The sequence below is a fragment of the Flavobacterium sp. LAR06 genome (genome assembly GCF_041946075.1).
In the GTDB taxonomy this organism is placed as follows: domain Bacteria; phylum Bacteroidota; class Bacteroidia; order Flavobacteriales; family Flavobacteriaceae; genus Flavobacterium.
The window spans coordinates 173,774-187,134 of the sequence record NZ_JAUTYT010000010.1; the positions used below are offsets into that span (position 1 = coordinate 173,774).

Sequence of the window (13,361 nt, forward strand, 5' to 3'; positions counted from 1 at the left end):
TATTGTATTTTTTTATTGGTTGTAAAAATAAATATTTAAAGTAGAGTTCCTCTTTATAAAAAGTTAATGTTTGTGTGAATATTTCTTCTCAGGAACCGGATCGTAGCCTGTTCTTCCCCAAGGGTGACAGCTCAAAATACGTTTCATTCCTAAGTAACCGCCATAAAATAATCCGTGTTTTTGCAGTGCTTCAATCATATAGCTCGAGCATGTTGGTTCGAAACGGCATGACGCCGGAGTAAATGGCGAAATGGCGGTTTGATAAAAGCGTACTAATAAAACAAATGGCGTAATGACTTTCATGGTTTATTAGAAAATGAATTGATTATACAGAAAAAGTTGTACCGTCTTTTCCGTCTTTCAGCTGAATGCCTAAAGCAATCAATTGATCTCGGATTTGGTCAGAAAGTGCAAAGTTTTTATCTGCTCTGGCCTGATTTCTCATTGCGATAAGCATGTTTACGACACCTTCTAATTTATCATTGTTGCTGTCAGTAGCCTTTTCGTCGCTTAAACCTAAAACATCAAAAACAAAAGCATTAATTGCTGTTGTAAAAATTTTTAAATCTTCGGCAGTGATCGTTTCTTTTTCTTCTTTTAATAAATTGATATAGCGAACCGCTTCAAACAACTGCGCAATTAAAATTGGTGTATTGAAATCGTCGTTCATCGCGTCGTAGCACAATTGTTTCCAAGAGGTAATATTAATAGAACTTGTTGCGCTGGCTGCAATAGCGGGCAAGGCCTCAACAGCTTCCATTAATCGTTTGTAACCTTTTTCGGCAGCCACAATCGCATCATCAGAAAAATCCAATATACTTCTGTAATGTGCCTGCAGCATAAAAAATCGTGTTACAGATGCCGAGAAAGCTTTGCTTAAAATAGTATTGTCTCCACTTAAAATCTCACCTGGTAAAATATTATTGCCAGTTGATTTTGCCATTTTCTTTCCGTTTAAGGTCAGCATATTGGCGTGCATCCAGTAATTTACCGGAGACTGACCAGTACAAGCTTCATTCTGGGCAATTTCACATTCGTGGTGTGGGAATTTTAAATCCATTCCACCACCGTGAATATCAAAATGATTACCAAGATATTTGGTGCTCATTGCAGTACATTCTAAATGCCAACCCGGAAAACCATCACTCCAGGGTGAAGGCCATCTCATTATATGCTCTGGTTCTGCTTTTTTCCAAAGTGCAAAATCCTGTGGATTTCTTTTGTCTGACTGACCATCAAGATCACGTGTATTGGCCAGCATGTCTTCTATATTTCGACCGCTTAAAACTCCGTAATTGTTGGTTTCGTTATATTTTACAACATCAAAATAAACAGATCCGTTGGCTTCATAGCCAATTCCGGTATCGATAATTTTTTTAATGATCTCAATTTGTTCAATAATATGCCCTGTTGCAGTTGGTTCAATACTTGGCGGCAGAAAATTAAATGACTTTAAAATGTCATGAAAATCTACTGTATAGCGCTGCACAACTTCCATCGGTTCCAATTGCTCCAAACGCGCTTTTTTGGCGATTTTATCTTCGCCTTCATCAACATCATCTACAATGTGTCCTACGTCTGTAATATTACGAACGTAGCGAACTTTATAATCAAGGTGTAAAAAATACCTGAATATAACGTCGAAAGACATAAAAGTTCTCACATTTCCTAAGTGTACATTGCTATAAACCGTAGGTCCGCAAACATACATTCCAACATTTCCTTCATGAATTGGGTTGAAATTTTCTTTTTCACCCGAAAGTGAATTGTATATTTTTAGATGTTGACTTGTATATAAAGGCATATTCGTTTTTACTGTTTAATCGTTTAATTTGTTGATTTGTTTAATCGTTGGAGTAGTTAACGATTAAAATTGCGTATCTAATTTGATGTAATCCAAGAACTCTCTTTTCGTTTGAGGATCTTTAAATTTTCCACCAAATTCAGATGTTACTGTGCTGCTTTCGATATCTTTAATTCCTCTTGAATTTACACAAAGGTGTTTAGCGTCAATAACGCAGGCAACATCTTCTGTACCTAAAGCTTTTTGAAGTTCCTGAACAATTTGCATAGTAAGACGCTCCTGAACCTGAGGTCTTTTTGCATAATATTCTACAATACGGTTCATTTTAGATAAACCGATAACTCTTCCGCTAGAAATATAAGCTACGTGGGCTCTACCAATAATTGGCAGTAAATGGTGTTCGCAGGTAGAATAAACAGTGATGTTTTTCTCGACTAACATTTCACCGTATTTGTAATTATTGTCAAAAGTAGAAGCTTTTGGTTGTTTTGAAGGGTTTAAGCCACCAAAAATTTCCTTTACAAACATTTTTGCTACTCTATTTGGAGTACCTTTTATGCTGTCGTCTGTCAAATCCATTCCAAGAGTTTGTAGAATGTTTTCGACATCTTTTTTTATTTTTTCTATTTTTTCATCATCTGTTAAGTCAAAAGCATCCTGTCTTACAGGGTTTTTCGCGTTGCTGCTAAAATGATTGTCTCCTATTTCGTCTAAAAAATCTTCGTTATTTATCATTAAAAACTACTATTATAATGGGTATATCTTTTTAAGGCGGTAAAGATAATTAATAAAAAGGAAACCTTTTCTATCGTTTTTACTATTTAATCGATCCTTTTTAGATATAGTTTAAATTAAGACTGTTTAGGTGTTTTTTAGTTTACGTTTTTATTAATTTATATTTATTGATCGAGGAAATAAGAGTACGTTTTTATAAAATCAATTGAAAAATCGGAAAAAGCAAATTTCCTGGTATTAGTTTCTTCAGGGGAGAATTTTTTTGCAGATTGGTATTTTGTTATTTCTTTCTCAGGTTTAGTAAATCCATAATTATAGGCAGTGGCGAAAAATCTAATTTTGTCTTCTGTGGTTTTAAAATCAATGTTTTGAAATTTGTATTCAGCAACATACCAGAAAACTTTTAGATATCGAAGTTGCCATTGAAAATTTGCCAGACGCTTTATTCTTTCTTTTCTTACCTCTGTTTCATTTTTCTTTTGAATAAGAATCCAATTATACTGCTTTAAACTTTCAGTGATAGCCACATAATTTTCTAAATCTTCTAGAAAGGAAGGTTTTATTTGGAAATAACCAGTTGAAAAATCAGATGCATTCTTTCCTTCATTAACATATAAAACTCTGTTTGAGGAGGTTTCCAAATAGTCTGAGTAAGAATCGTATCGTAACATTTCTGGAAAAGCAACAGAAAGAATATGTGCTTTTTCGTTTTTATTGAGTTCTAAATCAATTTTCTTTTTCTGTTTTTTTAATAATGAAAAAGCGCGGTTAATATGTTTACGATAATATTCTATACTTTCGTTTTGAGGATTAAAAAGAGGTTTAATTCTAAGATTATCTTTTGCATCCAAACTATTGTAATCAATAGTAAACGATGTTGATATCAGAAAGGGAAATACTATTATAATTAACTTTTTCATGATAAAAAGCCTATAAGTCTATAGCTAATTTACTAAGAACTAATTACATCAAAACTTTTTTAGTACTTTATTTGAAAAAAAATACAGAGCAAAAAAAATCTGTTTCAACATCTAAGTTAAAACAGATTTTGGAATAAATATTTTTGATCTTTATCTTTTATTATAAACTAAAAGTGCTTCTTTTAAAACGTTAACAGCTTTAATTAAGTCTGCTTTGTTTAAAACATAAGCAATTCTTACCTGATTCAATCCCATCCCCGGAGTCGAGTAAAAACCAGCAGCAGGAGCAACCATTACAGTTTCACCATTAAGATCGTAACTTTCTAAAAGCCATTGCGCAAAGTCTTCTGAGTTTTCAATTGGCAATTGAGCAATACAATAAAAAGCTCCTTTTGGTTTTGTTACAATTACGCCTTCAATTTTATTTAATTCGGTAATTAAAGTATCGCGACGGCTTTTGTATTCTGATATCACTTCGTCAAAATAGCTTTGTGGAGTATCTATTGCAGCTTCACAAGCAATTTGTTCGATCGTTGGTGGACTCAAACGTGCCTGAGCAAATTTCATCACAGTTGCTAAAACGTCTTTGTTTTTAGTAACCAGACAGCCAATTCTAGCGCCACACATACTGTAGCGTTTTGAAACTGAATCGACCATGATTACGTTTTGCTGTACATCTTCAAGGTTCATTACAGAAAAATGAACGTCATCTCCGTCATATAAGAATTCGCGATAAACTTCATCAGCGATTAAATACAAATCGTGTTTTTTGATTAAACCTGCTAATTGTTTAATTTCAGCTTCAGAATATAAGTAACCTGTTGGATTTCCAGGGTTACAAATTAAAATGGCTTTAGTTTTTGGAGTAATCAACTTTTCAACTTCTTCGATACCTGGCAAGGCAAATGCAGTTTCGATAGTTGAAACAAGAGGTACTACTGTTGCACTGGTTGATGATGCAAATGCGTGATAATTAGCATAAAAAGGCTCAGGAATAATGATTTCATCTCCAGGGTCTGTGATTGTGGCTAGTGCAAATAATAAGGCTTCAGAGCCACCAGTAGTTATAATGATGTCTTCTGAGTTAACATTTACGTTTTGACGTTGGTAAAATTTTGCTAATTTTTTTCTATAACTTTCATATCCGGCAGACGGACTGTATTCTATAATAGTTAAATCAATATTTTTTACCGCCTCGATGGCCACTTCGGGTGTCTTAATATCCGGTTGACCAATGTTTAAGTGATACACTTTGTGTCCTTTTTGTTTTGCAATGTCTGCATAAGGAGCGAGTTTGCGTATCGGTGATTCGGGCATGTTTCTGCCTTTGTGTGAAATTGTTGGCATGAGCTTTATTATTGAAGTGCAAATTTGCATTTTTTTTTTCAATTTAACGTAAACATTATGGGGTGTTACGAAAATGTAACAATTATCAATATTTTTATTAATTTTATCCTAAAATTTTATCAATGAAAAAATATTTCATGTTGTTTTTTGGGCTTTTCTTACCTTTTTCACTTTTGGCTCAGCAAGATTTTACCATTTCGGACCACAGAACTCAGGTAGCTATACCCTTTAAACTCATTAATAATCTTGTTCTTATACCGATAAAAGTAAATGGAATCGAGTTGAATTTCTTGTTAGATTCAGGTGTCGAGGAAACTATTTTGTTTAGTATGGAAGACAAAAAAGAAGTAAGCTTTAATAATGTAGAAAAGGTAAAATTAAGAGGATTGGGAGCTGAAGAAGAAATTGAAGGGCTGAAGTCTGCAAATAATGTATTGGAAACTCATGGATTAAAATCGCATAATCATTTGTTGTATATAATTTTAGATCAAAGCTTTAATCTGTCGTCTCATATTGGAATTCCTGTCAATGGTATTATTGGTTATCAATTTTTTAAAAATAATTTGGTTGAAGTCAATTATCAGAAGAAAAAAGTTATTATCCATAGTAACAATGAAAAAAACCGAAAAAGAATTGAGAAAAAGTTTACGACAGTTCCTATTACAATCGAACGAGCGAAGCCTTATATTGTTGCAAATGTTGTTGTTGATAGTGTTAATATTGACGCTAAATTACTTATTGATATTGGTAATAGTGATGCCTTTTGGATTTTTGAAAATAACAAAATTAAACTGCCTAAAAAGAATTTTCCCGATTTTTTAGGAAAAGGATTTAGTGGTGATGTTGAAGGGCATAGGGCAAAAATTGCAAAATTTTCTGTTGATGAGTTTGATTTTAAAAATCCAATTGTTGCTTTTCCTGATTTAACGTCTATTAAAAATGTCAGAATGGTTCCTGGTCGTATTGGTTCTGTTGGTGGGGAAATCTTGAAGCGTTTTACTGTGATTTTAGATTACCAGGATAAAAAAATGTTTCTTAAAAAAAATAGTAAATTTTCTGAACCTTTTACTTATAATAAAAGTGGAATAACTGTTCAACATAATGGTCTGCAATGGGTTCAGGAGACTGTTCATTTACAAACTGTCCAGGTTGCTTCATCTCCGAATGAAGTTACAGATAATAGAAAAGATGATAATTTTAGATATAAGTTCTCATTAAAGCCGGTCTATGAAATTGTAAATATTCGTAAAAACTCAACAGCTGAAAAATGTGGTTTAAGACCTGGAGATATTATCGTCAGTATTAATCAAAATAAACCTTATAAATATTCTTTACAACAAATAAATACACTTTTAAAATCGGAAGAGGATATTTGGATTACTTTGGAAGTAGAGCGGGATAGTTTAATTTTGAAATTTAAGTTTAGATTAGAAGATGAATTATAGGAAAATGCTACTGAAATATATGTGTAATTTTATATTAAAATGATGATTATCAATAATATTTTTTGAGATTATTTGAATATCATTTAAATTTTGTTGTTTAAAAGGAAATAGTAGTTCACTAGCGCTATAATTTTATTAAGTTTATACCAAATTAATAGTTTATGGTGGAAAAATACTCTAATTTCTTAAAAGTAATCCTGTCTTTTGTTTTTCTTTTTTATATCTCTGCGACAACTTATGCGCAATGTGCTGGTGAAGATAATGACGTGACTATTTGCAACGTTTCTGATGTAAGCAACCAAACACTCAATTTATTTGATTTGTTAAAAGGTTCACCTGTTCCTGGCGGAGAATGGACGGATGATGATGAAACGGGAGGTTTAGACGTATTGACAGGAGTTTTAAATGTCCAACTTATTCGCCAGAGTGGTGTTTATCATTATACTTATAAGGTTGAAGGTCTTCCTCTTTGTCCTGATAATTCTGCAACTCTTACACTTACAATTGGAGGATATTCCGGTATCACTTCTCCAAACGTTTCGGTTTGTAGTGCTGTTGAAACCTTTAATCTTTTTTCAGCTTTTAATGGAGTTGGCATGGGGCCGCATTCTAATGGGCAATGGCATAATGATACAACAAATCGGAATGTAGGTGCTGTTATTAATGTAGAGAATTTGGAAGGAACCTTCCAATTCACTTACACAATGCCTGCAATTAGTACTTGTCCGGCGATGTCTTCAACGGCAATAATCACAATTTTTAGATCACCTGAATCTGGAGATCCAAAAAATTTATCTTTATGTGGTACAGATGGTTTGGCTGCTTATACAAATTATGATTTAAATAATTTGCTTACAGGGCAAGATCCTGATGGAGTATGGATTGATCTTAGCGCCACAGGAGAGTTAACCTCTTCAACAGATCATTTTGTGGATCTTCAAAAAATATTCGATGCAAAAGGGGAGGGAACTTATTCGTATGGTTATAGAGTCAAATCTACAAATCCTATTTGTTCAGACAGACAGTCAACCGTTAGAATAAGACTTGAAAAAAAACTCGATTTTACTGGAGCTGAAGTTTTTATAGATCCACCCAATTTATGTGAAAAAGATATCCCGACAGCTACTTATTCTGTGAAAATCACGAAAGGACCGGCAGCTATACCGAACACTACTTATTTTGTTAGCTATAGTGTGTCTGGACCTAATGCAGCTAGTGAAACTATAACGGCGAATTTTATTAATGGAGTTTTAATATTTCCAATAAAATCGGATTACTTTCAACAAATTGGGCATTTTACGGTAAAGATTCTCAATATTGTTGCTGAAAATAGTTCTCGTGCCTGTACTAACATTATCAATGATTTATCTGGTGAATTAACTATTTATCCTATTCCTGATTTAACAGGAGCCAAAATTGTACAGGCAGTAACTTGTCAGGGTGCTGATGCAACTGTACAAATTTCGGATGCAGCTAAGGTAGCTGATGGAATATATCAAATTACATATAATTTGTCGGGTGCAAATACGGTTTCAGGTCAGATTGCAAGAGTTACCTTTGCAGGGGGAATTGCCAATGATTTTATAATTCCCGGAATATTAAATGCCAAAAGTGGTACTACGGAAATTGAAATTACAAGTATCGCGCTGGTCGTGACACCATGTGAAAATGCAGCAGATTTGAAAGGAAATCTTCTTGTAAATTCATTGCCGAATGTATCAGGCTTACGAATACAAATTAACGATGTCTGCTTTGGTTCACCTGTCACCGCCTCGGTTTCAGGATTAGGAAGTTTAACAGATGTTAAATTATCTTATGTGTTGTCAGGAAGTAATACATCAACATTACAAACGATCGATTTAACCGCTACGGGTGGTAATGCAAGTTTTGTGGTTCCTGCTGATTTACTTTTAAACTTGGGGTCTACAACTGCGACGGTAACGAATTTGACAAATAATATTACAAATTGTGGTGTAAATGTAAGCGGTGTTGCAAATGCTTTTTTATTAAATCCTATTCCAGTTGCACCAACTGCCCTTGATCAGTCTTTTTGTAAGTCAGATAGAGCTACAATTGCTAATTTAGAACCTAATGGTGCTCAATACAAATGGTATATTTCTGCAACTGAAACAACCCCTCTTGAGGATACTTATCTTTTAAAATCTGAAAGCTACTGGGTGAGACAGACAATATTAGACTGTGAGTCAGATCCAACCATGATTACAGTGACGTTAAAAGACACTCCGGCACCTGAATTGAATCCGGATGGGCAAAATTTTTGCGGTACTGACGTTCCGACGATTGCAGACTTATCTAATAACACAAATATTCCTTCGTCAATCGTTTGGTATGATGCTCCGGATAATGGAAATGTTCTTCCGTCAACTACTATTTTGCGCGAGAATATTACGTATTACGGTTTTGATTTTGATACAACAACTGGTTGTCTTTCTTTTGAAAACCTTTCTGTTATTCCTGATTTAACAGACTGTAATACTGTGCCTGATACTTTCTTTGTGCCAGATGGATTTTCTCCAAATGGTGATGGTATAAACGACACTTTTGTTATTCCGGACATTGATTTTTTATATCCGGATTATACACTTGAAATTTTCAACCGTTACGGAAACGGAATGTATAGAAGTTATAAAAATAAACCAGGCTGGGACGGTATAAATTACGAAACGCAAGGACTTAGCCATGGCATTGCACCTAATGGAGTTTATTTTTATATTCTCAATTTTAATAAAGGCAATAAACCTCCGCAACAGGGACGTCTTTATTTAAATCGATAATTTCTTTTTTGCATTCCTAATATATTTTTCAAATGAAAAAAATAATACTCTTTGTAAGTTTTCTCTTTTATGTAAACACGGTTTCTGCGCAGCAAGATCCAGAGTATACCCATTATATGTATAATATGAGCGTAGTAAATCCAGCCTACGCTACAGGTGTTCCAGCGATGATGAATTTTGGAGGATTGTATAGAACTCAATGGGTTGGTGCGGTTGGAGCTCCAAAAACTTTTACATTTTTTGGACACAGTGCTTTGACGGAAAAGGTTGAAGTTGGTCTATCCTTCATTTCTGACGATATTGGAGACGGTGCAAAAAAAGAAAATAATATTTACGCCGATTTTGCTTATGTGTTGAACTTAGGAGGAAAAAATAAAATTTCCTTAGGTCTTAAAGCGGGCGTATCTTCAATGCAGACTAACTTTAATGGATTCCGTTTTAGTGATCCCGATGTTGATAGGGCTTTCGCCGAAAATATTAACGCAACAAAACCAAATATTGGAGTTGGAGCTTATTATTTTAGAGACAATTTGTATGTAGGATTTTCAGCACCTAATTTATTAAAGACAAAATATATCGAAGAAAAATCAGGGGTAAATGCTTTTGGTGCTGAAGAAATACACATGTTTTTTACAGGAGGATATGTTTTTCAAATTAATGATAATTTAAAATTGAAACCGGCATTTATGTCACGACTTGTAAAAGGAGCTCCAGTTTCTGTTGATTTGACAGCGAATGCATTGTATAATGAGAAGTTTGAATTAGGGATGGCTTATAGAATTGATGATTCAGTAAGTGCTTTATTTAATTTTAATGTTACGCCTACTCTTAGAGTTGGTTACGCATACGATTACACACTTTCAAATTTAGGACAGTTCAATTCCGGGACACATGAAATTATGCTGCTGTTTGATTTAGACTTATTGGGAAAAGGATATGATAAATCACCTAGATTCTTTTAAAAATGAAAAATATGAAAAAACTACTAGTTATTATATTCGTATTTTCAATACAGTTTATAAACGCCCAGGATAAAGATGTGGCGAGAGCCCAAAGATTTTTTGATAAAACATTTTATAGTGAAGCTATTATTCTTTATGAAAAATTAGCTGAAGAAAAACCTTCTCAGGAAGTAATCAAAAACTTAGCCGATTCTTATTATTATACCAATGAGCTAATAAAGGCACAACGTTATTACAGGCTTTTATTTCAAAAGTATGGAAAAGATTTAGATAGGGAATATTATTTCAGATATGCTCAAACATTAAAAGCGAGTAATACCTATGCAGATGCCAATGAGGTTTTAAAACAATATTATGCCTTATCCACAACTAGCAAGGATTCTGTTTATTTTAAAAATGAGCTTCACGAACTTGAAAATGTATCTGCAATCGGAAACCGATTTGATATAAAAAATCTAGCTATTAATACACCAAATTCAGAGTTTGGGGCTGTAAAATATAAAGGTAATATAGTTTTTGCCGGAGTAAAATTAAAACCTGGCTTATTCGATAAAAAGTTTAAGTGGGATAATGAAACGTATTTGAATCTGGTTACAGTTCCTTTAGCTGAAATTAATGCCACGGAATCAAATGTAAGTTATTTTGCTGATGAGCTAAAAACCGGAATGCACGAAGCAAATGCTGTTTTTACGAAAGATGGTAAAACAATATATTTTACACGTAATAATTCTAAAAACGGAACAAAAAAGAAAAATGACGAGAAGATTTCGAATCTTCAAATTTTTAAGGCCGAATTAGTGGATGGAAAATGGACTAATATTACGGCGCTTCCATTTAATAGCGCAAATTATTCTGCAGAGCATCCTGCTCTTAGCGCTGATGAAAAAGTAATGTATTTTGCTTCTGATATGCCAGGAAGTGTTGGTTCTTTTGATATTTATTCCGTAAATATTAATAAAGGAGCATTTGATACACCGAAAAATTTAGGAGTACTAATCAACACAGATAAAAGAGAGCAATTTCCTTTTGTTTCAAATGACAATAAATTATACTTTTCTTCTGATGGACATTTAGGCTATGGATCTCTGGATGTTTTTGTTTCAGATATTACTGGAAATGAATATTCAGAACCTCTTAATATTGGTTTGCCATTAAACTCTAATTTGGATGATTTCTCTTTTAATATTGATTCTGATACTAAAGAAGGATATTTTGCTTCTAACAGAGAAGGTGGAAAAGGAAGCGATGATATTTATCAATTCAAAGAAATTAAAGATTTAATTATTGAAGATTGCAAGCAGTTTATTGCCGGAACAATTACAGATGTTGATACGCATTTAGCACTTGATAACTCGACTGTGATGTTGCAGGATTCTTCTAAAAAAGTTTTAAATACAATTACGACTTCTGCCGATGGAAAATTTAGTTTTACAGTTGCCTGCGAAAATTCCTATACAATTGTAGCTTTTAAAGAAAAATACACCAACGAGTCAAGAACTTTAGAAATTGGGAAAACCAGAAATAGTATAAACGATGGTTCATTGGCACTAAAATCTTTGGATGCGATTAAATTAGAAGAGCAGAAAAATGCTGAGGACAAACGAAAAGAAGAAATTCGTTTAGAAAAAGAGAAGAAAGATAGAGAAGCGCTGGCTCTTATTGCTCTAAATGAAGCAGCAAAAAAGGCTAAAGCCGATGAAATTGCTGCTGGAGAAGCGAAGAAAAAAGAAAAAGAGAATCAAATTTTGACACAAGAAAAAGATGTCGTAAAAGATAAAGACCGTTTAATTATCAAAACAGATCCTATTTATTTTGATTATAATATGTGGTACATTCGTAAAGAATCAAAAGTTGTTTTAGGTCGAGTGGTGGCTTTGATGAACAAATATCCGGGAATGGTAATCGAAATTGGTTCGCATACAGATTCTCGTGGAAATGCGAAATTCAATGAGGAACTATCTCAAAAAAGAGCCAATTCTACCAGAGAATTTATTATTCAGTCCGGTATTAATGCCAATAGAGTTTCAGCTAAAGGGTATGGGGAATCTGTGCCAATTGTTAAATGTAAAACAGATGACGCCTGTTCAGAAGAGGATCACGAATTGAACCGACGAAGTGAATTTGTAATTAAGAACTTATAAAATTCATCGGAATAAAAACATAAATTTAATTGAGAAGCCTTTTTTTTGGCTTCTTTTTTATTTATTTTTATAGGATAAGAATGAACTTAAAAATTAAATTATGAAAAAAACTGTGTTATTATGTTTGGTTTTGGCTTCTATCGGATTTCAAAGTTGTAAAAATGATGAAAAACAAAAGCAAATTGAAGCTGCAAAAGCTGAAGGTGAAAAGGTTGTAAATACGGAGTGTTTTAAAGCAATATATGAAAAGGATACGATTGACTTAAATGTAAATACACTAAAAAATGGAAAAGTATCCGGAGATATGGTAATGAAAATTGCCAAGGCTCCGCAAAGAACCGGAGAAATAACAGGAGAATTTAAAGGAGATACGCTGTTTATTGATTACACGTTTGTAGATACCGAACATAAAGACACAAAATTCAAAAATCCGATGGCATTGTTAAAACGTGACAAACAACTTATCCTGGGTAATGGAACTATGCAGACTACAATGGGAGTTACGTATTTAGTGAAAGATAAACCGATAGATTTCGAAAATGTGAAATATAAATTCTCAGCTGTTGATTGCGTTGAAAAAGCAAAATAAGTAGAGAAAATTTAAAATGAAAAAGCCGTTTCACAATTTCATGAAACGGCTTTACTATTTTGTTTAAATTCTTTTTTATAAAACTTCACCTTTAATTTTTAAGGCTACACGACCATCAGGATAATTCACCGCATTGGTTTCAACTGTAATAGTTTTACGAATAGGACCAGCGGCCATATTATATTTTACGTCAATTTTCCCTTTTTTTCCTGGCTGAATGGCAGCTGCAGGTTTGGTCACAATAATAGAGCTTACTGTAGATTCGGCACCTAAAATCAATAGCGGTGCATCTCCAGTGTTTGTAAATTCGAAAGAACGAACGGCATTATCACTCTTAGAAATTTTTCCATAATCAATTGTATTGTCCTGAGCCGCAAATTCAATTTTGGGACCATTTTGTGCGTAACCTATTGCACTAAACAATACGATTGCAATAAAAGAGGCAACATTTTTCATTTTGAAATTATTTTAAGTTGTAAGTAAATATACATTCTTTTAATTAACACACAAATTATTAATTCGCTTTTTATAGTGTCTTTAATTATTTACTTTTGCTGTCAATTATAATTACAAATATTGAACCAAAGTTAATTTCTGACTTAGTTACTTGTTTAACAGCTGTT

11 protein-coding genes are annotated in these 13,361 nt (G+C 33.3%); 5 read left to right on the top strand and 6 right to left on the bottom strand.

The window, feature by feature from the left end:
* Positions 1-63: 63 nt before the first annotated feature.
* The 5 genes from yidD to Q7C23_RS15580 all read right to left on the bottom strand — a co-directional run bounded on the left by yidD (position 64) and on the right by Q7C23_RS15580 (position 4,806).
* Complete coding sequence (yidD, locus tag Q7C23_RS15560; protein WP_375033400.1) at positions 64-303, bottom strand: membrane protein insertion efficiency factor YidD; 240 nt, start codon at positions 301-303, stop codon at positions 64-66.
* 22 nt (positions 304-325) lie between these two features.
* Positions 326-1,804, bottom strand: a complete 1,479-nt coding sequence (gene cysS, locus Q7C23_RS15565) for a cysteine--tRNA ligase (RefSeq protein WP_375033401.1) — start codon at positions 1,802-1,804, stop codon at positions 326-328.
* A gap of 63 nt (positions 1,805-1,867) precedes the next feature.
* Positions 1,868-2,539, bottom strand: coding sequence for a GTP cyclohydrolase I FolE (folE, locus tag Q7C23_RS15570; RefSeq protein WP_072975704.1), 672 nt, complete (start codon positions 2,537-2,539; stop codon positions 1,868-1,870).
* A gap of 164 nt (positions 2,540-2,703) precedes the next feature.
* Complete coding sequence (locus Q7C23_RS15575; protein WP_375033402.1) at positions 2,704-3,459, bottom strand: hypothetical protein; 756 nt, start codon at positions 3,457-3,459, stop codon at positions 2,704-2,706.
* A 150-nt stretch (positions 3,460-3,609) separates the two neighbouring features.
* Complete coding sequence (locus Q7C23_RS15580; protein ID WP_375033403.1) at positions 3,610-4,806, bottom strand: pyridoxal phosphate-dependent aminotransferase; 1,197 nt, start codon at positions 4,804-4,806, stop codon at positions 3,610-3,612.
* Positions 4,807-4,928: 122 nt separating this feature from the next.
* Between Q7C23_RS15580 and Q7C23_RS15585 the strand changes: the two genes are divergently transcribed.
* The 5 genes from Q7C23_RS15585 (at position 4,929) to Q7C23_RS15605 (ending at position 12,738) form a co-directional block, all read left to right on the top strand.
* Positions 4,929-6,251, top strand: a complete 1,323-nt coding sequence (locus Q7C23_RS15585) for a PDZ domain-containing protein (RefSeq protein WP_375033404.1) — start codon at positions 4,929-4,931, stop codon at positions 6,249-6,251.
* Positions 6,252-6,412: 161 nt separating this feature from the next.
* The gene (locus tag Q7C23_RS15590) at positions 6,413-9,046 is read left to right on the top strand and encodes a gliding motility-associated C-terminal domain-containing protein (RefSeq protein ID WP_375033405.1); all 2,634 of its coding nucleotides are present in this window, start codon (positions 6,413-6,415) and stop codon (positions 9,044-9,046) included.
* Between the two features lie 32 nt (positions 9,047-9,078).
* Complete coding sequence (locus Q7C23_RS15595; RefSeq protein ID WP_375033406.1) at positions 9,079-10,008, top strand: type IX secretion system membrane protein PorP/SprF; 930 nt, start codon at positions 9,079-9,081, stop codon at positions 10,006-10,008.
* A gap of 11 nt (positions 10,009-10,019) precedes the next feature.
* Positions 10,020-12,149 carry an OmpA family protein gene (locus Q7C23_RS15600; protein ID WP_375033407.1) on the top strand — a complete coding sequence of 710 codons (2,130 nt, stop codon included), beginning with the start codon at positions 10,020-10,022 and terminating at the stop codon, positions 12,147-12,149.
* Between the two features lie 100 nt (positions 12,150-12,249).
* Positions 12,250-12,738, top strand: a complete 489-nt coding sequence (locus Q7C23_RS15605) for a hypothetical protein (RefSeq protein ID WP_375033408.1) — start codon at positions 12,250-12,252, stop codon at positions 12,736-12,738.
* Between the two features lie 75 nt (positions 12,739-12,813).
* Here the strand turns inward: Q7C23_RS15605 and Q7C23_RS15610 are convergent, their stop codons facing one another.
* Complete coding sequence (locus Q7C23_RS15610) at positions 12,814-13,194, bottom strand: DUF1573 domain-containing protein (RefSeq protein ID WP_375033409.1); 381 nt, start codon at positions 13,192-13,194, stop codon at positions 12,814-12,816.
* Between the last annotated feature and the right edge of the window lie 167 nt (positions 13,195-13,361).